Below are 21,567 nucleotides of genomic sequence, written 5' to 3'. Positions count from 1 at the left end.
CCGCCCCCGCCCCGGCGGGCAGGCCGCGCGGATGCCGTTCGTCCTGCTGGTCGTGGCGCTGCTCGGCGGCGGCCTGATCAGCCTGCTGCTGCTGAACTCGGCGCTGAACGAGGGCTCCTTCCAGCTGACCCGGCTGAAGAAGGAGACCACCGCCCTCACCGACGAGGAGCAGGCGCTGCAGCGGGACGTGGACGCCTACTCGGCCCCCGACGCGCTGCAGCGGCGGGCGCAGGAGCTCGGCCTGGTCCCGGGCGGCAGCCCCGTCTTCATCGGCCCGGACGGCAAGGTCGCAGGCACCGCCGTCCCGGCCGAGGCCTCCCCGACCCCGACCCCGCCGCCGGCCCCGCCCGCCTCCCAGCCCCCGGCGGCCCCGACCCCGGCCCAGCCCTCGCAGCAGCCCAGCCAGACCCCTGGAAGGTGACGTCGTGACGCGGACCCCTGCCCGGACCCGGTCCTCGAACGCCGGACGGGCTGAAAGATTCAGCCTCGCCGGGCACATCCAGCCCCGCCGGCGTTTGAGGCGCGGGGTCCGGGGCGGAACCCCGGATCCTTCAGCCCCGCCGGCGATTGAGGCGCAGGGTCTGGGGCGGAGCTCCAGGGCGCTCGCGCGGCGGCGCCGCGGCGGCATCGGCGCGCGGGCGGTGGCCGCGTGAGCCCGCAGGAGCCGCCGCGGCGGCGGGTGCCGGGGCCGGCCAGGCCGCCCAGACCGGGTGACCGGGCGCGGGCGACGGCCCGCCCGGCCTCGCGCCCCGCGACCCGGCGGCCCGCGGTGGCCCGACGGCCCCACACCATCCGGCTCGGCAGCCCCCGCCCCCGGCTGCGCCTCGTCAGCGTCGGCCTGACCCTCGTCATGCTCGCCTTCGTCGTCCGGCTGCTCCAGGTGCAGGCCGTCGACGCCTCGACCTTCTCCGCCGAGGCCTCCAAGAACCGCTACACCAGCGTCAAGCTCGCCGCCGAGCGCGGCGAGATCACCGACCGCCGCGGCGTGGCCCTCGCCACGAGCGTCGACGCGTACGACATCACCGCCGACCCGAAGATGTTCACGCCGCAGGAGAGCAAGGCGCCGGACGCCCCGGCGCAGGCCGCCGCCCTCCTCGCGCCCATCCTCGGCAAGGACGCCAAGGAGCTCGCCGCCAAGCTGAGCACCAGGAACAGCCGGTACGTGATCCTCGCCCAGCGCCAGACCCCGCAGGTCTGGAACCAGATCAAGGACCTCCAGCGGGTCTTCCGGGACAAGGCGGCGGCCGACAAGAAGAACAACGGCCCCGGCGCCAACGTCCTCGCCGGCGTGTTCAAGGAGGACAGCAGCAAGCGCGTGTACCCGAACGGCGACCTCGCCGCCGGGATACTGGGTTACGTCAACGCCGACGGCAAGGGCGGCGGCGGCCTGGAGTCCTCCCTCGACAAGAAGCTGTCCGGCAAGGACGGCGAGATCACCTACGCCCAGTCCGGCGGCCGCAAGGTCCCCACGGCCGGCTCCAGCGAGAAGCCCGCCGTCCCCGGCGAGGACATCGTGCTGACCATCGACCGCGACATCCAGTGGGCGGCCCAGAGCGCCATCGCCGAGCAGGTCCAGAAGTCCGAGGCCGACCGCGGCTACGTCATCGTCCAGGACACCCGCACCGGCGAGGTACTGGCCATGGCCAACGCCCCCGGTTTCGACCCCAACGACCTGACCCGGGCCAGCTCCGCCGCCATGGGCAACGCCGCGCTCCAGGACGTGTACGAGCCCGGCTCCACCGCCAAGGTGATGTCGATGGCCGCCGTGCTGGAGGAGAAGAAGGCCACGCCCGAGACCCGCGTCGAGGTCCCCAACCGGCTGCACCGCGGCGACCGGCTGTTCAAGGACGACATCGACCACCCGACCTGGTACCTGACCCTCAACGGGGTCCTCGCCAAGTCCTCCAACATCGGCACCATCCTGGCCACCGGTCAGCTCGGGCCCACCCAGCCCGAGTCCAACAAGGTCCTGCACTCCTACCTGAGCAAGTTCGGCATCGGCCGGCCCACCGGGCTGGAGTACCCCGGCGAGTCCCGCGGCATCCTCGCCAAGCCCGAGGACTGGTCCACCTCGCAGCAGTACACGATTCCTTTCGGCCAGGGCCTGTCCCTCAACGCCATGCAGGCGGCCTCCGTGTACTCGACCATCGCCAACGACGGGGTCCGCGTCGAGCCGACCCTGGTGCGCGGCACCAAGGGCTCCGACGGCCGCCTCACCCCGGCCCCGGCCCCCGAGCAGCACCGCGTGATCAGCCAGGAGACCGCGAAGACCCTCGCCGCGATGCTCGAATCCGTCGTCGACGACCAGGAGGGCACCGGCACCAAGGCGAAGATCCCCGGCTACCGGGTCGGCGGCAAGACCGGCACCTCCAACCGGGTGGATCCGGCCACCGGCCGGTACAAGGGCTACACCGCCTCCTTCGCCGGTTTCGCACCCGCGGACAACCCGCGGATCACCGTCTACTGCGCCATCCAGAACCCGACGAAGGGCAGCTACTTCGGCGGCCAGATCTGTGGCCCCATCTACAAGAAGGTCATGGAGTTCGCCCTCAAGACCCTTCAGGTCGCCCCCACCGGAACCGCCCCCGCCGGACTGCCGGTCACCTACGAACCCGGCCCGCAGCCCGCCCCGCAGCCCAGTCCGCAGCCCGGTCAGTGACCCACAGCCCGGTCGGCCCGCCAGAAAAGCGTGAGGCACCATCAGTGACAACGATCACCCCGAAACCCGGGAACCAGCCGGTTGCCGACGCCGAGGCCGGGCCCTCGCTTCGCGACCGGCCCGCCGCGCCCGGTACGCTCACCGCCGTGCCCCACGCTGATCAGCCCAGAACCACCCAGAAAGACGCCCCGGCAGCGCCGCCGGGAGCGCCCAGGCCCGTGTCCGCCCGCCCGACCCCGCTGGGCGAGCTGGCCACCCTGCTGGGCATCCCGGCGCCCGCCGCGACGCAGATCACCGGGATCACGCACGACTCGCGTGCGGTCCGCCCCGGAGACCTGTACGCGGCCCTGCCCGGAGCCAGGACGCACGGCGCCGACTTCGCCGCCCAGGCCGCCGGCCTCGGCGCCGCCGCCGTGCTGACCGACCCCGCGGGAGCCGAACGCGCCGCGGCGACGGGCCTGCCGGTCCTCACGGTCGCCGACCCGCGCGGCCGGATGGGAGAGCTCGCCGCCGCGATCTACGGACGCCCCGGCGAGGACCTGCTCCAGATCGGCATCACCGGCACCTCCGGCAAGACCACCACGGCGTACCTCGTCGAAGGCGGCCTGCGCGCGGCGGGCCGCAGCACCGGACTGGTCGGCACCGTCGAGATGCGCATCGGCGACGAGCGCATCAAGTCCGAGCGGACCACCCCCGAGGCCACCGACCTCCAGGCCCTCTTCGCGGTCATGCGCGAACGCGGCGTCGAGGCCGTGGCGATGGAGGTCTCCAGCCACGCCCTGGTGCTCGGCCGTGTCGACGGCTGCGTCTTCGACGTCGCCGTCTTCAACAACCTGAGCCCGGAACACATGGAGTTCCACTCCGACATGGACGACTACTTCCGGGCGAAGGCGGGGCTCTTCACGCCCCACCGCTCCCGCCTGGGCGTGGTCAACCTGGACGACGAGTACGGCCGCCGCCTGGCCAAGGAGGCGACCGTCCCGGTCGTCACCTTCTCCGCCGCCGGCGACCCGGCCGCCGACTGGCGCGCCGAGGACGTGGTGTTCGGGCCGGCGAGCTCCACCCTGACCCTGCTGGGCCCCGAAGGACAGCGCGTACGGGCGACCGCGCCGCTGCCCGGCCCCTTCAACGTGGCCAACACCGTCGCCGCGATCGTCACCCTCGCCGCCGCCGGCCTCGACCCGCAGACCGCCGCCGACGGCGTCGCCGCGGTCCCCGGGGTGCCCGGCCGGCTGGAGCGGGTGGACGCGGGACAGCCGTACCTCGCCGTCGTCGACTACGCGCACAAGACGGACGCCGTGGAATCGGTCCTGCGCGCGCTGCGCGAGGTCACCGAGGGCAAGCTGCACATCGTGCTCGGCTGCGGCGGCGACCGCGACACCACCAAGCGCTCCCCGATGGGCGCCGCGGCCGCCCGGTACGCCGACGTGGCCGTCCTGACCTCCGACAACCCGCGCTCCGAGGACCCGCTCGCGATCCTCGCCGCGATGTTCGAAGGCGCCGTGTCCGTACCGCCCGCCGAGCGGGGCACCGTCCTGGTCGACGCCGACCGGGCCGCGGCCATCGCCGCGGCCGTCGCGCGCGCCCGGCCCGGCGACACCGTGCTGGTGGCGGGCAAGGGCCACGAGCAGGGCCAGGACACCGCCGGTGTCGTACGGCCCTTCGACGACCGCACCGTGCTCCGCGCCGCGATCGAGCACCAGGCCGTGCTCGACCAGGCGGCCGGGCCCGATGAGACGACCAAGGACCGACAGGCCGAGGTGAACCAGTGATCGCCCTTTCCCTCGCCGAGATCGCCGACATCACCGGCGGGCACCCCCACGACATACCGGATCCGTCCGCCCAGGTCACCGGTCCCGTCGTCTACGACTCCCGGGAGGTCCGGCCGGGCAGCCTGTTCGCCGCCTTCGTCGGCGAGCGGGTCGACGGCCACGACTACGCCGAACGCGCGCTGGCCGCCGGCGCCGTGGGCGTCCTCGCGACCCGGCCCGTGGGCGTACCGGCGATCGTCGTACCCGACGTGGTGGCCGCCCTCGGGGCGCTCGCCCGGGCCGTCGTCGCCCGCCTGGGCACGGACGTCGTCGCCCTCACCGGCTCCGCCGGCAAGACCTCCACGAAGGACCTCATCGCGCAGGTGCTCCAGCACCACGCGCCGACCGTGTGGACCCCCGGGAACCTGAACAACGAGATCGGCCTGCCGATCACGACGCTGCGCGTCACCGAGGAAACGCAGCACCTGGTCCTGGAGATGGGCGCCCGCGGCATCGGCCACATCCGCTACCTCACCGGCCTGACGCCCCCGCGGATCGGGCTGGTCCTCAACGTCGGCACCGCGCACATCGGCGAGTTCGGCGGCCGGGAGCAGATCGCACAGGCCAAGGGGGAACTGGTCGAGGCGCTGCCGGCCGAGGCGGAGGGCGGTGTCGCCGTCCTCAATGCGGACGACCTGCTGGTCCGCGCCATGGCCGCGCGCACGAAGGCCCGTACGGTGCTGTTCGGCGAGGCCGAGGACGCCGACATCCGGGCCACCGAAGTCCGCATGACGGACAGGGGACAGGCTTCCTTCACATTGCGAACACCGACCGGGTGCAGCGACGTGACCTTGCGGCTGTACGGTGAGCACCACGTGTCGAACGCGCTCGCCGCGGCCGCCGTTGCCCATGTACTGGGCATGTCCGTCGAGGAGATCGCCACCGCGCTCTCCGGGGCGGGCACGCTGTCCCGGTGGCGGATGGAGGTCACCGAGCGCGCGGACGGTGTGACGATCGTCAACGACGCCTACAACGCGAATCCCGAGTCCATGCGGGCCGCACTGCGCGCGCTCGCCGCGATGGGCGGTGCCGGCAGGGCGAACGGGGGACGCACGTGGGCGGTGCTCGGCCCGATGGCCGAGCTCGGGGACGACGCGCTCGCCGAGCACGACGCGGTCGGGCGACTTGTCGTCCGGCTCAACGTGAGCAAGCTCGTCGCAGTCGGGGGCAGGGAAGCCTCCTGGCTGCAACTGGGCGCATATAACGAGGGTTCGTGGGGTGAGGAGTCGGTGCTCGTGTCCGACGCGCAGGCGGCGGTCGACCTGTTGCGCAGTGAACTGCGCCCGGGTGACGTCGTGCTGGTGAAGGCTTCCAGGTCGGCCGGTCTGGAGCGGGTGGCCCAGGCCCTGCTCGAGGGCACTGTCGAGGGCGAGGTCCCCGGCCGATGAGGCAGATCCTGTTCGCCGGTGTCATCGGCATGTTCCTCACCGTTGTCGGGACCCCGCTGCTGATCAAGCTGCTGGCCCGGAAGGGCTACGGCCAGTTCATCCGCGACGACGGCCCCCGCGGCCACGCCGGGAAGAAGGGCACGCCCACCATGGGCGGCATCTCCTTCATCCTGGCCACGCTCGTCGCGTACGCCCTGACGAAGGTCATCACCGGTGAGGCGGTGAGCTTCTCGGGCCTGCTCGTGCTCTTCCTGATGGCGGGCATGGGCCTGGTCGGCTACCTCGACGACTACATCAAGATCGTCAAGCGGCGCTCGCTCGGTCTGCGGGCCAAGGCCAAGATGTCCGGCCAGCTGATCGTCGGCATCGCCTTCGCGGTGCTCGCGCTGCAGTTCAAGGACTCGCGCGGGCTGACCCCGGCCTCCACCAAGCTGTCGTTCGTGACGGACTTCGGCTGGTCGATCGGCCCGGTGCTGTTCGTCGTCTGGGCGCTCTTCATGATCCTGGCCATGTCCAACGGCGTGAACCTGACCGACGGTCTGGACGGCCTCGCCACCGGCGCCGCCGTGATGGTCTTCGGCGCCTACACCTTCATCGGCGTCTGGCAGTTCCAGGAGTCCTGCGTCAACGCGCAGACCCTGCCCAGCCCGAACGCCTGCTTCGAGGTGCGCGACCCGCTGGACCTCGCCGTGGTCGCCTCCGCCCTGATGGGCGCCTGCTTCGGCTTCCTGTGGTGGAACACCTCGCCCGCCAAGATCTTCATGGGTGACACCGGCTCGCTGGCCCTCGGCGGCGCGCTCGCCGGTCTCGCGATCTGCTCCCGCACGGAGTTCCTGATCGCCCTGCTCGGCGGCCTCTTCGTCCTCATCACCATGTCGGTCGTCATCCAGGTCGGCTCGTTCAAGATGACCGGGAAGCGCGTCTTCCGGATGGCCCCGCTGCAGCACCACTTCGAACTCAAGGGGTGGTCCGAAGTCCTTGTGGTGGTCCGCTTCTGGATCATCCAGGGCATGTGCGTGATCGTTGGTCTCGGTCTCTTCTACGCCGGATGGGCAGCCGACAAGTGAGCTCCTGGCAGGGCAAGAACATCACCGTGGCCGGTCTCGGCGTGAGCGGCATCAGTGCCGCCCGCGCCCTGGCCGGCCTCGGCGCCGTCGTGACCGTCGTCGACGGCGGCGACGGCGAGGGCCACCGCGCCCGCGCCGCCGAACTGGGCGAGCTGGGGATCTCCGTACGCCTCGCGGACGCCGAGACCCTGCCCGAGGGCACCGAGCTGGTGGTCACCTCGCCCGGCTGGAAGCCCGACAGCCCGCTGTTCGCGGCCGCCGCCGCCGCGGGCGTGGACGTGGTCGGGGACGTCGAGATCGCCTGGCAGCTGCGCGGGGAGAACGCCGCCCCCTGGCTCGCCATCACCGGTACGAACGGCAAGACCACCACCACCCAGATGCTGGCGTCGATCCTGAAGGCCGCCGGTCTGCGCACCGCCGCCGTCGGCAACATCGGCACCCCCATCATCGACGTGGTGCTCGGCGAGCAGCAGTACGACGTGCTCGCCGTCGAACTCTCCAGCTACCAGCTGCACTGGGCGCCCTCGCTGCGCGTCCACTCGGGCGCCGTCCTCAACCTGGCCCCGGACCACCTCGACTGGCACGGCTCGATGCAGGCGTACGCCGCCGACAAGGGCCGGATCTACGAGGGCAACACGGTGGCCTGCGTCTACAACGTCGCCGACAAGGCCACCGAGGACCTGGTCATGGAGGCCGACGTCGAAGAGGGCTGCCGGGCGATCGGCTTCACCCTCGGCGCCCCCGGCCCCTCCATGCTCGGCGTCGTCGACGGCATCCTCGTCGACCGCGCGTTCGTCGAGAACCGGCAGAAGAACGCCCAGGAGCTCGCCGAGGTCAAGGACGTCAATCCGCCCGCCCCGCACAACATCGCCAACGCGCTCGCCGCGGCGGCCCTGGCCCGTGCCTTCGGCGTGGAGCCGCGCGCGGTCCGCGACGGGCTGCGCAACTTCCGCCCCGACGCCCACCGGGTCGCGCACGTGGACGAGGTCGCAGGGGTCACGTACGTCGACGACTCCAAGGCCACCAACACGCACGCGGCCGAGGCCTCGCTGGCCGCCTTCGAGCCGGTCGTGTGGATCGCCGGCGGCCTCGCCAAGGGCGCGACCTTCGACGAGCTCGTGCAGAAGTCGGCGAAGCGGCTGCGCGGCGTGGTGCTGATCGGCGCCGACCGGGCGCTGATCGCCGAGGCGCTGGCGCGACACGCCCCCGAGGTCCCGGTCGTCGACCTCGACCGGACCGACACTGGGGCGATGCTCGCAGCGGTACGGGAGGCGGCCGCGCTCGCCGAGCCCGGCGACACGGTCCTGCTGGCACCTGCCTGTGCCTCGATGGACATGTTCGCGAACTACAACAAGCGTGGGGACGCATTCGCCGACGCGGTGCGCGAACTGGCCGCCGAGAGCGCCGCGGACACGGTCTAGGCCGGGGCTCCGGGGCAGGTTCCCTCCGGCCGGCTGCTCGCCTCGTACGAGTGGAGGGGAAGATCACAGATGCCGGCCAAGCAGATGCTGCCGGGGCGGCGGCCGTCCGCCGTGAAGGCGCAGGGCCGCAAACGGCCCGTGGTGCGTGTGAAGCGGCCCGCGGGGCGCGGGCCGCTGGCCGGGCTGCGGCGTACGCAGCGGCAGTTGCGCAAGGCCTGGGACCGTCCGCTCACCGCCTATTACCTGATTTTCGGCAGCTCGCTGCTCATCACCGTGCTCGGCCTGGTGATGGTGTACTCGGCCTCCATGATCAAGGCCCTCCAGCTCGGCCTCGGTGACGCGTACTTCTTCAAGAAGCAGTTCCTCGCGGCCCTCATCGGCACCGGACTGCTGCTGGTCGCCTCCCGGATGCCCGTCAAGCTGCACCGGGCGCTGTCCTATCCGGTGCTCGCCGGCACGCTCTTCCTGATGGTCCTGGTCCAGGTCCCCGGGATAGGGGTCTCGATCAACGGCAACCAGAATTGGATCTCCCTTGGCGGTCCGTTCATGTTGCAGCCCAGTGAGTTCGGCAAGCTGGCACTGATCCTGTGGGGCGCCGACCTGTTGGCGCGCAAGGGCGACAAGGGGCTGCTCAGCCAGTGGAAGCACCTGCTGGTGCCGCTGGTCCCGGTGGCCTTCCTGCTGCTCGGGCTGATCATGCTGGGCGGGGACATGGGCACCGCGATGATCCTCGGTGCCATCCTGTTCGGTCTGCTCTGGCTCGCGGGCGCCCCGACCCGGATGTTCGTCGGAGTACTGGCCTTCGCGGGTGCGATCGTCGCCCTGCTGATCAAGACCAGTCCGCACCGGATGGACCGGCTGGAGTGCATCGGTGCGACAGACCCGGGCAAGAACGACCTTTGCTGGCAGGCCGTGCACGGGATCTATGCCCTCGCCTCGGGCGGATGGTTCGGTTCCGGCCTGGGGGCAAGTGTGGAAAAATGGGGGCAACTACCCGAAGCCCACACCGACTTCATCTTCGCCATCACCGGGGAGGAACTGGGTCTCGCGGGGACGCTGTCGGTGCTCGCCCTGTTCGCGGCTCTAGGCTATGCGGGTATCCGCGTGGCCGGACGCACGGAGGATTCCTTCGTACGGTTTGCCGCGGGAGGCGTGACCACCTGGATCACGGCCCAGGCCGTGATCAACATCGGTGCGGTGCTCGGCCTGCTGCCGATCGCCGGAGTCCCGCTCCCGCTGTTCTCCTACGGAGGGTCAGCCCTGCTGCCGACCATGTTCGCGGTCGGACTGCTCATCGCCTTCGCGCGTGAGGAGCCGGCGGCGCGCGCGGCCCTCGCGATGCGACAGCCGAAGACAGGCTGGTGGCGGACCGGGGTGAGATGGAAGTCGATGAGACGGCGCGTCAAGAAGCGTCCGTCCGGAGAGCGGTGAATTTCGGTGCATGTCGTACTCGCCGGTGGGGGGACCGCCGGCCACATCGAGCCGGCGCTCGCCCTCGCGGACGCCCTGCGCAGGCAGGACCCTTCAGTGGGCATCACCGCCCTCGGCACCGAGCGAGGGCTGGAGACCCGCCTGGTGCCGGAGCGCGGCTACGAACTCGGGCTGATCCCCGCCGTGCCGCTGCCCCGCAAGCCGACCCCGGAACTGATCACCGTCCCCGGACGGCTGCGCGGCACCATCAAGGCCGCGGAGGAGATCCTCATCCGCACCAAGGCCGACTGCGTCGTCGGTTTCGGCGGCTACGTGGCCCTGCCCGGCTACCTCGCGGCCAAGCGGCTCGGGGTGCCGATCATCGTCCACGAGGCCAACGCCCGGCCCGGACTGGCCAACAAGATCGGCTCCCGGTACGCGCACGCCGTCGCGGTCTCCACCCCCGACAGCAAGCTGCGCGGCGCCCGCTACGTGGGCATCCCGCTGCGCCGCACCATCTCCACCCTCGACAGGGCCGCGGTCCGCCCGGAGGCGCGCGCCGCCTTCGGCCTGGACCCCAACCTGCCGACGCTGCTGGTATCCGGTGGCTCCCAGGGCGCCCGCCGCCTCAACGAGACGATCCAGCAGGTCGCTCCGACCCTGCAGCGCTCCGGCGTCCAGATCCTGCACGCCGTCGGCCCGAAGAACGAACTGCCGCGTGTCGACAACATGCCCGGGATGCCGCCGTATGTACCGGTACCGTACGTGGACCGGATGGATCTCGCGTACGCCGCCGCCGACATGATGCTGTGCCGCGCGGGTGCGATGACCGTCGCCGAACTCTCCGCCGTCGGGCTCCCCGCCGCCTACGTCCCGCTGCCGATCGGCAACGGCGAACAGCGGCTCAACGCCCAGCCGGTGGTCAAGGCCGGCGGCGGCCTCCTCGTGGACGACGCGGAACTGACGCCCGAGTGGGTGCTCAGCCAGGTCCTCCCGGTGCTGTCCGACCCGCACCGCCTGTACGAGATGTCCCGCGCCGCCGGAGAGTTCGGCCGGCGCGACGCCGACGAGCTGCTGGTCGGCATGGTGTACGAGGCGATCGCAGCCCACAGGAACCGCTGACGCGGAGCCCAGACGCAGGAGGCACAGGAGTGGCCGGAGCGACGACCGCACAGCGCGGGACCCCTGGTCCCGGCGGGTCCGGCCGGCCCGCCCGCAAGGGCGCCGGCTCTCCCAAACCACCCAAGCCCCCCAAGTCCGGCAAGCCCGCGAAGAGATCCGGCCCGCAGGGCCCCGGCGCACGCCTGCGCCGGGGCCCCGTGCTGGCCTCCCTGGCCGCCGCGGTGCTCCTCGTGGCGGGCGGGACCTGGGTGCTCTACGGCTCCTCCTGGCTCCGCGTGGAGAAGGTCACCGCCACCGGCACGGAGGTGCTCACCCCCGAGCAGGTCCTCTCAGCCGCGGCCGTGCCCGTCGGCGCGCCCCTGGTGAGCGTGGACACCGACGAGATCGAGAGCCGCGTCCGCGGCCGGCTGCCCCGCATCGATTCGGTCGATGTGGTGCGGGCCTGGCCGCATGGAATCGGGCTGAAAGTGACGGAACGCAAACCCGTCCTGCTCATCAAAAAGGACGCCAACTTCGTCGAAGTGGACGCTTCGGGTGTGCGATTCGACACGGTTCCGAAAGCACCCGCGGGCGTTCCGGTCCTCGAATTGAACGCCGCACGATCCCCGAGCGCCCGTCGCTTCGACGAGGAACGGCGGCTGCACGAGGCCGTCCTCGTCGCGGGAGCCCTCCCGGAACCGGTCGCCAAGGAAACCGTGCAGGTCAAGCTGGGTTCCTATGATTCCGTGGTCCTGGAGCTGACGAGGGGCCGCTCCGTGACGTGGGGGAGCGGTGAACAGAGCGAGGCGAAGGGGCGTGCGCTGACCGCTTTGCTGAAAGCCGCGCCCAAGGCCGGTCACTTCGACGTGAGCGTCCCCACCGCCCCTGCGGTGTCCGGGAGTTGACTCCCGGTCGAACAACGACGCACCCTGGTTGGCCAGCGATACGGGTGATCACATAGGGTGAAAAGAAAAACGGGAGGTTCGGCGTGTTCGTTGAACACGCGCTACTTGTCGACTTAGTGTCCTGTTCGGAAGAGTCCAAGGAACAGACACACCCCTAACCCTAAACTTCAGGGTGAGGGTTCGGGTCGGCGCGTTCGGACCGTCCCTATTTCGGCATCAGTCGTCGCAACGCAGGCCCGCGAGGCGGCGACACGTAACTCGAGGCGAGAGGCCTTCGACGTGGCAGCACCGCAGAACTACCTCGCAGTCATCAAGGTCATCGGTGTCGGCGGCGGTGGTGTCAATGCCATCAACCGAATGATCGAGGTCGGTCTCAAGGGCGTCGAGTTCATCGCCATCAACACGGACGCCCAAGCGCTGTTGATGAGCGACGCCGACGTCAAGCTCGACGTCGGCCGTGAACTCACCCGGGGCCTCGGCGCCGGCGCCAACCCGGCCGTCGGCCGCAAGGCGGCAGAGGACCACCGCGAGGAGATCGAGGAGGTCCTCAAGGGGGCCGACATGGTCTTCGTCACCGCCGGTGAAGGCGGCGGCACCGGCACCGGCGGCGCACCCGTCGTCGCCAACATCGCGCGCTCGCTGGGCGCCCTGACGATCGGTGTGGTCACCCGGCCGTTCACCTTCGAGGGCCGGCGCCGCGCGAACCAGGCGGAGGACGGCATCGCCGAGCTCCGCGAAGAGGTCGACACCCTCATCGTCATCCCCAACGACCGACTGCTGTCCATCTCGGACCGCCAGGTCAGCGTGCTCGACGCCTTCAAGTCGGCCGACCAGGTCCTGCTCTCGGGCGTCCAGGGCATCACCGACCTCATCACCACCCCGGGTCTGATCAACCTCGACTTCGCCGACGTCAAGTCCGTGATGTCCGAGGCCGGCTCGGCCCTGATGGGCATCGGCTCGGCCCGCGGCGACGACCGCGCGGTGGCCGCGGCCGAGATGGCGATCTCCTCGCCGCTGCTGGAGGCGTCCATCGACGGCGCCCGTGGCGTGCTGCTCTCCATCTCCGGTGGCTCGGACCTCGGTCTCTTCGAGATCAACGAGGCCGCGCAGCTGGTGAGCGAGGCCGCGCACCCCGAGGCGAACATCATCTTCGGCGCCGTCATCGACGACGCGCTCGGCGACGAGGTACGGGTCACCGTCATCGCGGCCGGGTTCGACGGCGGACAGCCCCCGGCCCGCCGGGACAACGTCATCGGCGCGGCGTCCACCAAGCGCGAGGAGCCGGCCCCGGCTCCGGTCCGCGCCGCCGAGCCGGCCCGCCCGGCCTTCGGCGGACTCGGCACGGTCACCCCGCGCGAGGACCCCCCGGCTCCGGTCGAGCCGGCCCCGGTCGAGACCCAGGCCCCCGCGCCGCAGGTCCCCACGGCCCGCCCGTACCAGGACAGCCCGGCCGAGGAACTGGACGTCCCGGACTTCTTGAAGTGACACCGGAGCAGCACCACGTGGGCGGCGCCCACTTCGCCTTCACCGACAGGTGGGGCGGGGTGAGCGCCGTTCCGTACGAAGAGCTCAACCTCGGCGGCGCGGTCGGAGACGACCCGGCCGCCGTTCTCGCGAACCGGGCACGGGCCGCGGGGTCCCTGGGGCTCGCCCCGGACCGGGTGGTCTGGATGAACCAGGTGCACGGCCGCGACGTCGCCGTGGTGGACGGGCCCTGGGGACCGGACGAGCGGATCCCCGCGGTGGACGCGGTGGTGACCGCACGCCGGGGGCTCGCCCTCGCGGTGCTCACCGCCGACTGCACGCCCGTCCTGCTGGCGGACCCCGTCGCCGGGGTCACCGGGGCCGCCCACGCCGGGCGGCCGGGACTGGTCGCCGGGGTGGTGCCCGCGGCCGTGGAGGCGATGGTCTCCCTCGGCGCCGAACCCGGGCGGATCATCGCCCTGACCGGACCCGCGGTCTGCGGGCACTGCTACGAGGTGCCCGCCGAGATGCGGGAGGCGGTGGCCGAAGTGGTGCCCGCCGCCCGGGCCGAGACCAGCTGGGGGACACCGGCCGTGGACGTGGTCGCCGGAGTGCACGCGCAGCTCGCGGAGGCGGGGGTGGTGAACAGCCGCCGCTCCCCGGTCTGCACACTGGAGTCGCGGGACCACTTCTCGTACCGCCGCGACCGGGTGACCGGACGGCTCGCCGGATATGTCTGGTTGACGGAGTCTTCCCGGGGGACGAACCCCGGACCCCCGGGGGGAAAGAAGAATGACGGATCGTAAGTCGGAGCTCGCCGAGAACCTCGGGCGGGTGGAGGAACGTATCTCGTCCGCCTGCGCGGCGGCGGGCCGGGCGCGGGACGAGGTGACGCTCATCGTGGTCACCAAGACCTATCCCGCGAGCGACGTACGACTGCTGGCGGACCTGGGCATCCGTCATGTTGCGGAGAATCGGGACCAGGATGCCGCCCCCAAGGCCGCGGCCTGCGCGGATCTGCCGCTCAGCTGGCACTTCGTCGGCCAGTTGCAGACGAACAAAGTCCGTTCCGTGGCGGGATACGCGCATGTGGTGCAGTCGGTCGACCGCCCCAGGCTCGTGACCGCCCTCTCCGCCGCCGCCTCGAACGCCGGCCGGGAGCTCGGCTGCCTCGTGCAGCTCGCCCTCGACGCGGAGTCGGGGGAGCGCGGGGCCCGCGGCGGCGCGGCGCCGGAGCAGCTCGCGGAGTTGGCGGACCTCGTCGCCGCGGCACCGGGGCTGCGGATCGACGGAGTGATGACCGTCGCTCCGCTGTCCGGCCCCTACGCGGGACGCGAACAGGCCGCCTTCGAGCGGTTGATGGAATTGTCATCCCGCATGCGCGCGGACCATCCTGCTGCCACGATGGTGTCGGCCGGGATGAGCGCAGACCTGGAACAGGCCGTTGCGGCCGGTGCGACACATGTACGCGTCGGCACTGCGGTACTCGGCGCGAGACCCCGGCTCGGGTAACGTCGCGAAGAAAGTCGGACCACAGCAGAAAATATGGTCATTCCCGCCGATGAGCGGGCAGACCACGTGGATCGCGGGCAGTTGGTGACATTCGTGACACGGCGGCACCTGCGACAGGGCGATCCACCACAGAGCGGAGGACTCGGAGAATGGCCGGCGCGATGCGCAAGATGGCGGTCTACCTCGGCCTCGTGGAGGACGACCGGTACGACAACCCGGGGTACGACCCCGACGACGAGTTCGAGCCCGAGCCGGAGATGGAACGGGCTCGGGAGCGGGATCGCCGACAGCAGCCCGTGCACCAATCGCCCGTTTCGGACGAACCGGTACGAGCCGTACAGCCTCCGGCGCAGCGGGAACCCATCCCAATTCCGGTGGAAAACGGACGTCCTGCGCGAATTGCCCCCGTGGCATCCATCACACCTGATCGCACGAACCTGGAGAAGAACGCCCCCGTGATCATGCCCAAGGTCGTCTCCGAGCGGGAGCCGTACCGCATCACGACGCTGCACCCCCGGACCTACAACGAGGCCCGTACCATCGGGGAACACTTCCGTGAGGGCACTCCGGTGATCATGAATCTCACGGAGATGGACGACACGGACGCGAAGCGTCTCGTGGACTTCGCCGCCGGTCTCGTCTTCGGTCTGCACGGCAGCATTGAACGCGTGACACAGAAGGTGTTCCTGCTGTCGCCTGCTAACGTCGATGTCACGGCGGAGGACAAGGCTCGCATCGCGGAGGGCGGGTTCTTCAACCAAAGCTAGACCGATCCGTCAGATACGGGACCGGGAACAGAGCGGGAAACGGGGAGAGGGAAGCGCGGGATGGGCGTCGCACTACAGGTGGTCTACATCGCGCTGATGTGCTTCCTCATCGTGCTGATCTTCCGACTGGTCATGGACTATGTGTTCCAGTTCGCACGTTCATGGGCACCCGGCAAGGCGATGGTGGTCGTTCTGGAGGCCACCTACACTGTCACCGATCCACCGCTCAAGCTTCTTCGGCGGCTCATCCCGCCGTTGCGTCTCGGGGGCGTGGCACTCGACCTGTCCTTCTTCGTTCTGATGATCATCGTTTACATCCTCATCAGTTTCGTGAGCACCGCTGCGAGAAGCGTGTGAACGATGAACTTCTCCGCGCGCGCGGGGACAGTCCCGATACGGTCTTGCCGACTGCCGACGACTACGTAGAGGTGAAGAAGACATGCCGCTGACTCCCGAGGACGTGCGGAACAAGCAGTTCACGACCGTCCGCCTCCGAGAAGGCTATGACGAGGACGAGGTCGATGCCTTCCTCGACGAGGTCGAGTCCGAACTGACGCGCCTGCTGCGCGAGAACGAGGACCTGCGCGCCAAGCTGGCAGCCGCCACGCGTGCCGCCGCGCAGAACCAGCAGCAGCAGGGCATGCGCAAGCCGGAACCCCAGGACCAGCGCGGCCCCGGCGCCCCCGTGCCCGCGGCCATATCCGGCCCGCCGCAGCAGCAGATGGGCCCGCCGCAGCTCCCGGGCGGCCAGCCGCAGCTCCCGCCGGGCCCCGGCGGCCAGGGCCAGCAGGGCCCCGGCCCGATGGGCGGCCCCATGGGCGGCCCCATGCAGCAGCACCCCATGGGCGGACCGCAGGGCATGGGCCAGCAGCCCATGGGCCAGCAGCAGTCCATGGGCGGCCAGAACCCGCTCGGCCAGCAGATGCAGCCCATGGGCCAGCAGATGCAGCAGCCGATGCAGCAGATGCAGCCCATGGGTCAGCAGATGCAGCAGATGCAGCAGCAGCCGCAGCTCCCGCAGCAGGGCCCCGGTGGCGACAGCGCCGCCCGCGTCCTGTCGCTGGCGCAGCAGACCGCCGACCAGGCGATCGCGGAGGCCCGCTCCGAGGCCAACAAGATCGTCGGCGAGGCCCGGTCGCGCGCCGAGGGCCTGGAGCGGGACGCCCGCGCCAAGGCCGACGCGCTGGAGCGGGACGCGCAGGAGAAGCACCGCGTCGCGATGGGCTCCCTGGAGTCCGCCCGCGCCACGCTGGAGCGCAAGGTCGAGGACCTGCGGGGCTTCGAGCGTGAGTACCGTACGCGTCTGAAGTCCTACCTGGAGTCGCAGCTGCGCCAGCTGGAGACCCAGGCCGACGACTCGCTCGCCCCGCCGCGGAACCCGGCCGGTCCCGCACTGCCGCCGTCGCCGTCGCCCTCGATGGCTCCGGCCGGTGCGATGGGGCACTCCATGGGTGGCCCCTCGATGGGCGGCCCGTCGCCCATGGGCGGTCCCTCCCCGATGGGCGCGGGCCCGTCGTACGGCGGCCAGCAGCAGATGTCCCCGGCGATGACCCAGCCGATGGCTCCGGTGCGGCCGGCTGCGCCGCAGCCGATGCAGGCGCCGTCGCCGATGCGGGGCTTTCTGATCGACGAGGACGACAACTAGGCGCCGCCGCCGTCTCTGCGGTCGGCAGCCGCGCTTTCCGGGCCGGGCCCGAGGTTCCACGGAACCTCGGGCCCGGCCCGTTCTGCTGCCCGGGTGCGGCCCCGTTCCCGGGGGCCGGCCCCCGGACCCCCGGTCCTCAAACGCCGGACGGGCTGAAAGACCGGGGCTCCGCCCCGAACCCCGCGCCTCAAACGCCGGCGGGGCTGGATTTTCCAGCCCCGCCGGCGTTTGAGGCACTGGGGGTACCCCCAGCGGTAGCTGGGGGAGGGTCCGGCGGCAGCGCCCCCGCGACGGCGGCGCGCCCGGTCCGCGGGGCTACGGCGCAGCCGGCAGGTGGAGGGCCGCCAGGACCGGGAGGTGGTCCGTCGCGGACCGGAGGTCCGTGGACGAGACGCCCGGCAGTCCCACCGGCACGCCACACCCCAGCACCTCCACACCCGCGCTGGCGAACACCGCATCGATGCGCCGGTCCGGTGCCGACACCGGGAAGGTGTCGCCGCCGCCCCACGGGGCCACCGCCCGGCAGTCCTGCAACGTCCCCGCGAGACGGGCGAAGGCCGGACCGCCCGGGTCCTCGTTCACGTCGCCCGCGGCGATCACGTACGGCGTGTCCATCCCCGCCACCCGATCCAGGAGGAGATCCGCCTGGGCGACCCGCTCCGCCCGGTCCAGGGACAGGTGCGCGCTGACCAGCCCCGCGCGGGCGGCGCCGACGCGGACCACCGCCGTGGCGAAGCCCCTCCGGTGCAGGCCGGGGGTGCGCGGCAGCAGGACGTCCTCCGTCCGCTCCACGAAGACCCGCAGCGAGCACAGCAGCAGCGGCCCGGCCGCCGTCCCGCCCCCGCTCAGCACCACCAGGTCACATTTCGCGGCGAGTCGCGCCGCGTGTTTGCGCCACCGGAAGAACCGCGGCGCCTCCTGGACGAAGACGAGGTCGGGCTCGCACGCCCGGATGACCCGGGCCAGCGCCTCCTCGTCGTCGCGCAGCGAGCGGATGTTGTAGCTGAGTACCCGGATCACGGCAGAACCGTCGGGCTCCGTACGGGACTTCGGCAGCGAGGGCAGCAACTGGTCCATGCACCGCAAGATACGCAGCCGCCCGCCGCTCCCCCAAGGGGCGCGGCGGGCGGGACGCGAAGCAGCCGGTGTCGTCAGCCCTGGCGGGCCAGGTCCGCCGCGCCGACGAGGCCGGCCTTGCCGCCGAGCTGCGCGGCGAGCACCTGCGCGTGCGGTCGCCAGGCGCCGCCGACCAGCCAGCGCTTGAAGGACTTGCGGATCGGGTCGAGGACGAGGTCGCCCTCGTCGGAGACCCCGCCGCCGACGATGAAGGCCGACGGGTCGAAGAGCGAGGCCAGGTCGGCGAGGCCGGCGCCGGCCCAGCGGGCCAGCTCGCGGAAGGCGTCGATGGCCACCAGGTCACCGGCTCGCGCGGCCTCGCTGATGTGCTTGCCCTCGATGCCCTCGGGGGTGCCGTCGCCCAGCGCGAGCAGGGCCACCGCGTTCTCGGGGGTGGCGTTGGCGCGCTGCTTCGCGTACCGGACGAGCGCGCGGCCGGAGGCGTACTGCTCCCAGCAGCCCTGGCTGCCGCAGCCGCACAGCAGGCCGTCCGGGACGACCCGGATGTGCCCGAACTCGGCGGCGACGCCGAAGCGTCCGCGCCGGAGCTTGTTGCCGATGATGATGCCGCCGCCCAGGCCGGTGCCGAGCGTGATGCAGATGACGTCGTCGTGGCCCTGGCCGGCGCCGAAGCGGTACTCGCCCCAGGCGGCGCAGTTCGCGTCGTTCTCGACGACGACGGGCAGGCCGATGCGCTGCTCGACCTTGTCCTTCAGCGGCTCGTGGCGCCAGTTGATGTTCGGCGCGAAGAGTACGGTCGCGCGCTTGTCGTCCACGTATCCGGCGGCGCCGATGCCGACGGCGTCGATGGTGTGGTTGCTGCTGACCTCGGAGACGGCGGCGCAGATGGCCTCCGTCACTCCGTCCGCGGTCGGCGGGGTGGGCACCTTGTACGTCTCAAGGATCGTGCCCTCTTCGTCGACCACGCCGGCCGCGATCTTCGTGCCGCCGATGTCGACGCCGATGGTGAGTCCCATTAGTCCCTCGGTTTCCGGTCAAACCCCGCCACGGCCAACGGTACCCGAGGGCGGCGGGCCCTCAGTCGAGATCGATCCGCTCGGCCGGGCCCGCGTCGGGGCCGTCGTCGCGCGGGTTGCGCTCCCGGCGCGGCGCGGGAGGGGTGTCCTGGGTCCAGCGGCGCTCGTGGCCCTCGACGGCCGAGCGGTAGGCGGCGAGGAGCTCGGAGCCGGCGGCCGCGAGGTGGTCGAAGACCTCGGGGTTGCGCTGGATGACGGGCTTGGCCGCGGTCTTGGCCTGGTCGACGATCTGGCGCACCGCGCCCTGGGCGGCCACGCCGAACAGGGGGTTGTTCAGCCCGGAGACCTTGTCGGCGACGGCTTCGAAGAGTTTGAACAGCTCCTCGGCGGCGGTTCCGGTGCCGGCCGAGCCGGGCCGGTCCTGTCCGCGCATGCGCTCCTTCTCGGCGGCGAGGTCCTCGGCACAGGCCTTGGCCCAGGCGTCCTCGTCGGTGGGGCGGTCGGTGGCCTCGCTCATGGCGGACTCTCCTGCGGCGGCTGCTGTGCGTGCGGTACGGGCTACCTTCGACGGTACCCGAACGGGGGTACGCCGTTCACTGCGCGCGCGGCCACAGCCCCGGGTCCGGGGTGAAGCGGATGCGGAGCTCGCCCGCGGCCAGGGCGGCGCCGGAGACGGTGCAGCGGCGCAGCGCCGCGGGAAGCGGAACGATCCTGCGGTACGGGCCGGCCGTGAGCAGCAGCTCGTCGCCGCGGCGTACGAGGTCGAGGTCGCGCTTGTGCGCGCCGGGCAGCGGTACCACCCAGACGAGCACCCCGTCCGCGGCGAGCCGGTCCTCGACGGCCCAGGCCCCGCGGGGTGCGGGCGCGGCGGGGAGGAGCCCGTCCGCGGCGGCGAGCCGGTCCAGGTCCTGCGGGCCGCGCGGGTCCCGGCCGAGGTGGGCGAGGGTGACGACGGGGATCTCCCCGGCCCACTCGGCGGCGTACTTCTCCTGCTGGGCGGCGAGCCCGGCGAGCCAGGGGTCGGCGGAGCCCTGCGGCACCGTCCGGTTGGCGACGAGGTCGCGGACGGGCAGCTGCTGGAGGGCGAGTCCGAGCCGTCCGAGCCGCAGCGCGTCGGCGGCGGCCGGTCCCGGTTCGGCGACCAGGCGCAGTTCGGTGGTGTCGGCCTCGACGACGGCCTGGACGGCGGCGAGCTCCTCGTCCCAGCGGGCGGCGGCCTCGTAGAGCCACTGCGCGGGCATGGGCACGCCGGCGAGCTGGGCCAGTACGGGCCGCAGGGCGCGGGCGGCCTGCTTCTCGGCGGGGAGCAGCCGGGTGAGGTAGCGGCGCAGCTGGGCGGGCAGGGCCAGGGTGGAGAGGGTCTGGTGGAGCGGGGGCATGTCGACGACGACGAGGTCGGTGCCGGGTGCGGCGGCGGCCCGCCGCAGGGCGCGCAGCAGGGCGAACTGCTCGGCGCCGGGCAGCTCGGTGAGCTCCTCGGCCCCGAGCGGGCGGGCGCCGACCATCGCGAGGAGCGCGGATCCGCGCTCCTGCAGGGCGACGAGCTCCTCGCGGAACTCCTCGCCGGAGTCGACCCGGGCCACCCGCAGACCGGGGAGGGGATCCTCCCCGGTCAGGGCGGCGAGCGGGTCGCCGACGTCGCCGGACAGCAGCAGCACCCGCCGCCCGTGGCGGGCCGCGGCGAGGGCGGTGGCCGCGGCCACGGTCGTCCGCCCGGCGCCGCCGGGGCCGGTGATCAGCAAGGTGTGCATGTGCGGGTGCCTACTGCCGGGTTGCTCGGTTGCTGCGGGTGCTCAGACGGATTCGACGCGCTTCTTCAGGCCCGCCAGCGCCCGGTCGATGATGACCTTCTCCGCCTTGCGCTTGATCATGCCGAGCATGGGGATCTTGACGTCCACGGTCAGCTGGTAGGTGACCTCGGTACGCTTGCCGCCGTCCACCGGGGCCAGCCGGTACGAGCCGTCCAGCTGGCGCAGCATCTGGGACTTGTCCAGGGTCCAGCTGACCTCGTCCGTACCCTTCCAGGTGTAGGCGAGGGTGTGGTCGTCCTTGATCGCGCCGGCGTCGAGCAGCAGGCGGACCTTCTCGGCGCGCCCCTCGGCGTCGGTGGCCAGCACCTCGGCCTCCTTCACCTCGCCGGTCCATTCGGGGTAGCGGGCGAAGTCGGCGATCACGGCCATCACGTCGCTGGGCGCAGCCTCGATCGTGATGCTTGAGCTGGTGTGTTCCGCCATCGCGGTCGCTCCTCCGTGGAGTGTTTCGAGGATGTGTGCGGCCTCCGGCCGCCGCGTGAAGGCTACCGCGCGTGCGGACTCCGCCACTCC

The 21,567-nt window shown here is 71.9% G+C and carries 20 protein-coding genes; 15 read left to right on the top strand and 5 right to left on the bottom strand.

Going from position 1 to position 21,567, the window contains the following annotated elements; genetic code table 11:
• The first annotated feature begins 31 nt into the window (after window positions 1-31).
• From AB0D29_RS26215 to AB0D29_RS26145, 15 genes are all read left to right on the top strand, one after another.
• Window positions 32-421: a hypothetical protein gene (locus AB0D29_RS26215; protein WP_362857575.1), complete on the top strand. Its 390-nt coding sequence runs from the start codon at window positions 32-34 to the stop codon at window positions 419-421.
• A gap of 228 nt (window positions 422-649) precedes the next feature.
• Window positions 650-2,659: a penicillin-binding protein 2 gene (locus AB0D29_RS26210; RefSeq protein ID WP_362857528.1), complete on the top strand. Its 2,010-nt coding sequence runs from the start codon at window positions 650-652 to the stop codon at window positions 2,657-2,659.
• A gap of 44 nt (window positions 2,660-2,703) precedes the next feature.
• On the top strand, window positions 2,704-4,431 hold the full coding sequence (locus AB0D29_RS26205) for a UDP-N-acetylmuramoyl-L-alanyl-D-glutamate--2,6-diaminopimelate ligase (protein WP_362857527.1): 1,728 nt from the start codon (window positions 2,704-2,706) through the stop codon (window positions 4,429-4,431).
• Window positions 4,428-5,858 carry a UDP-N-acetylmuramoyl-tripeptide--D-alanyl-D-alanine ligase gene (gene murF / locus AB0D29_RS26200; protein WP_362857525.1) on the top strand — a complete coding sequence of 477 codons (1,431 nt, stop codon included), beginning with the start codon at window positions 4,428-4,430 and terminating at the stop codon, window positions 5,856-5,858. The genes AB0D29_RS26205 and murF overlap by 4 nt, the downstream gene beginning before the upstream one ends.
• Window positions 5,855-6,925 carry a phospho-N-acetylmuramoyl-pentapeptide-transferase gene (mraY, locus tag AB0D29_RS26195; RefSeq protein ID WP_030707344.1) on the top strand — a complete coding sequence of 357 codons (1,071 nt, stop codon included), beginning with the start codon at window positions 5,855-5,857 and terminating at the stop codon, window positions 6,923-6,925. Before murF ends, mraY begins: the two co-directional genes overlap by 4 nt.
• Window positions 6,907-8,346 carry a UDP-N-acetylmuramoyl-L-alanine--D-glutamate ligase gene (gene murD, locus AB0D29_RS26190; RefSeq protein WP_362857523.1) on the top strand — a complete coding sequence of 480 codons (1,440 nt, stop codon included), beginning with the start codon at window positions 6,907-6,909 and terminating at the stop codon, window positions 8,344-8,346. Before mraY ends, murD begins: the two co-directional genes overlap by 19 nt.
• Before the next feature lie 69 nt (window positions 8,347-8,415).
• A complete protein-coding gene (ftsW, locus tag AB0D29_RS26185) occupies window positions 8,416-9,777 on the top strand; it encodes a putative lipid II flippase FtsW (protein WP_362857522.1) in 1,362 nt (453 codons plus the stop codon).
• A gap of 6 nt (window positions 9,778-9,783) precedes the next feature.
• Window positions 9,784-10,878, top strand: a complete 1,095-nt coding sequence (gene murG / locus AB0D29_RS26180) for an undecaprenyldiphospho-muramoylpentapeptide beta-N-acetylglucosaminyltransferase (RefSeq protein ID WP_362813168.1) — start codon at window positions 9,784-9,786, stop codon at window positions 10,876-10,878.
• A gap of 182 nt (window positions 10,879-11,060) precedes the next feature.
• Window positions 11,061-11,762 carry an FtsQ-type POTRA domain-containing protein gene (locus AB0D29_RS26175; RefSeq protein WP_362857573.1) on the top strand — a complete coding sequence of 234 codons (702 nt, stop codon included), beginning with the start codon at window positions 11,061-11,063 and terminating at the stop codon, window positions 11,760-11,762.
• A gap of 279 nt (window positions 11,763-12,041) precedes the next feature.
• Entirely contained in the window at window positions 12,042-13,247 is a 1,206-nt protein-coding gene (ftsZ, locus tag AB0D29_RS26170; protein WP_327413503.1) for a cell division protein FtsZ, read from the top strand.
• Window positions 13,244-14,032 carry a peptidoglycan editing factor PgeF gene (pgeF, locus tag AB0D29_RS26165; RefSeq protein WP_362857521.1) on the top strand — a complete coding sequence of 263 codons (789 nt, stop codon included), beginning with the start codon at window positions 13,244-13,246 and terminating at the stop codon, window positions 14,030-14,032. Before ftsZ ends, pgeF begins: the two co-directional genes overlap by 4 nt.
• Window positions 14,019-14,738: a YggS family pyridoxal phosphate-dependent enzyme gene (locus AB0D29_RS26160; protein WP_362857519.1), complete on the top strand. Its 720-nt coding sequence runs from the start codon at window positions 14,019-14,021 to the stop codon at window positions 14,736-14,738. Before pgeF ends, AB0D29_RS26160 begins: the two co-directional genes overlap by 14 nt.
• 149 nt (window positions 14,739-14,887) lie before the next feature.
• Window positions 14,888-15,505 (top strand): cell division protein SepF, encoded by a 618-nt coding sequence (gene sepF / locus AB0D29_RS26155; protein WP_030031797.1) that lies wholly within the window; start codon window positions 14,888-14,890, stop codon window positions 15,503-15,505.
• A 60-nt stretch (window positions 15,506-15,565) separates the two neighbouring features.
• Window positions 15,566-15,862, top strand: coding sequence for a YggT family protein (locus tag AB0D29_RS26150; protein WP_030707331.1), 297 nt, complete (start codon window positions 15,566-15,568; stop codon window positions 15,860-15,862).
• A gap of 82 nt (window positions 15,863-15,944) precedes the next feature.
• Window positions 15,945-17,150 carry a DivIVA domain-containing protein gene (locus AB0D29_RS26145; protein ID WP_362857517.1) on the top strand — a complete coding sequence of 402 codons (1,206 nt, stop codon included), beginning with the start codon at window positions 15,945-15,947 and terminating at the stop codon, window positions 17,148-17,150.
• A gap of 315 nt (window positions 17,151-17,465) precedes the next feature.
• On the opposite strand, the gene AB0D29_RS26140 is transcribed toward AB0D29_RS26145, so the two are convergent.
• The 5 genes from AB0D29_RS26140 to AB0D29_RS26120 form a co-directional block, all read right to left on the bottom strand.
• Window positions 17,466-18,227, bottom strand: coding sequence for an endonuclease/exonuclease/phosphatase family protein (locus tag AB0D29_RS26140; RefSeq protein ID WP_362857515.1), 762 nt, complete (start codon window positions 18,225-18,227; stop codon window positions 17,466-17,468).
• Between the two features lie 74 nt (window positions 18,228-18,301).
• Entirely contained in the window at window positions 18,302-19,243 is a 942-nt protein-coding gene (locus tag AB0D29_RS26135; RefSeq protein ID WP_362857513.1) for an ROK family glucokinase, read from the bottom strand.
• 61 nt (window positions 19,244-19,304) lie between these two features.
• Entirely contained in the window at window positions 19,305-19,760 is a 456-nt protein-coding gene (locus AB0D29_RS26130; protein WP_362857511.1) for a DUF5304 domain-containing protein, read from the bottom strand.
• A 76-nt stretch (window positions 19,761-19,836) separates the two neighbouring features.
• Window positions 19,837-20,994 (bottom strand): ArsA-related P-loop ATPase, encoded by a 1,158-nt coding sequence (locus tag AB0D29_RS26125; RefSeq protein WP_362857509.1) that lies wholly within the window; start codon window positions 20,992-20,994, stop codon window positions 19,837-19,839.
• A 42-nt stretch (window positions 20,995-21,036) separates the two neighbouring features.
• On the bottom strand, window positions 21,037-21,477 hold the full coding sequence (locus AB0D29_RS26120; protein ID WP_030707427.1) for an SRPBCC family protein: 441 nt from the start codon (window positions 21,475-21,477) through the stop codon (window positions 21,037-21,039).
• Between the last annotated feature and the right edge of the window lie 90 nt (window positions 21,478-21,567).

This window comes from Streptomyces sp. NPDC048424, from assembly GCF_040651555.1.
In the GTDB taxonomy this organism is placed as follows: Bacteria; Actinomycetota; Actinomycetes; order Streptomycetales; family Streptomycetaceae; genus Streptomyces.
The sequence above is the reverse complement of the archived record's forward strand: the minus strand, read 5'-3'. Positions and strand labels throughout refer to the sequence as shown.

Bases quoted from the DNA above. Each gene is read 5' to 3' on its own strand.
- AB0D29_RS26215 (WP_362857575.1), top strand. From the start codon at position 32: ATGCCGTTCGTCCTGCTGGTCGTGGCGCTGCTCGGCGGCGGCCTGATC.
- mraY (WP_030707344.1), top strand. From the start codon at position 5,855: ATGAGGCAGATCCTGTTCGCCGGTGTCATCGGCATGTTCCTCACCGTT.
- murD (WP_362857523.1), top strand. From the start codon at position 6,907: ATGGGCAGCCGACAAGTGAGCTCCTGGCAGGGCAAGAACATCACCGTG.
- ftsW (WP_362857522.1), top strand. From the start codon at position 8,416: ATGCCGGCCAAGCAGATGCTGCCGGGGCGGCGGCCGTCCGCCGTGAAG.
- AB0D29_RS26160 (WP_362857519.1), top strand. From the start codon at position 14,019: ATGACGGATCGTAAGTCGGAGCTCGCCGAGAACCTCGGGCGGGTGGAG.
- sepF (WP_030031797.1), top strand. From the start codon at position 14,888: ATGGCCGGCGCGATGCGCAAGATGGCGGTCTACCTCGGCCTCGTGGAG.
- AB0D29_RS26150 (WP_030707331.1), top strand. From the start codon at position 15,566: ATGGGCGTCGCACTACAGGTGGTCTACATCGCGCTGATGTGCTTCCTC.
- AB0D29_RS26145 (WP_362857517.1), top strand. From the start codon at position 15,945: ATGCCGCTGACTCCCGAGGACGTGCGGAACAAGCAGTTCACGACCGTC.
- AB0D29_RS26140 (WP_362857515.1), bottom strand. From the start codon at position 18,227: ATGGACCAGTTGCTGCCCTCGCTGCCGAAGTCCCGTACGGAGCCCGAC.
- AB0D29_RS26135 (WP_362857513.1), bottom strand. From the start codon at position 19,243: ATGGGACTCACCATCGGCGTCGACATCGGCGGCACGAAGATCGCGGCC.
- AB0D29_RS26130 (WP_362857511.1), bottom strand. From the start codon at position 19,760: ATGAGCGAGGCCACCGACCGCCCCACCGACGAGGACGCCTGGGCCAAG.
- AB0D29_RS26125 (WP_362857509.1), bottom strand. From the start codon at position 20,994: ATGCACACCTTGCTGATCACCGGCCCCGGCGGCGCCGGGCGGACGACC.
- AB0D29_RS26120 (WP_030707427.1), bottom strand. From the start codon at position 21,477: ATGGCGGAACACACCAGCTCAAGCATCACGATCGAGGCTGCGCCCAGC.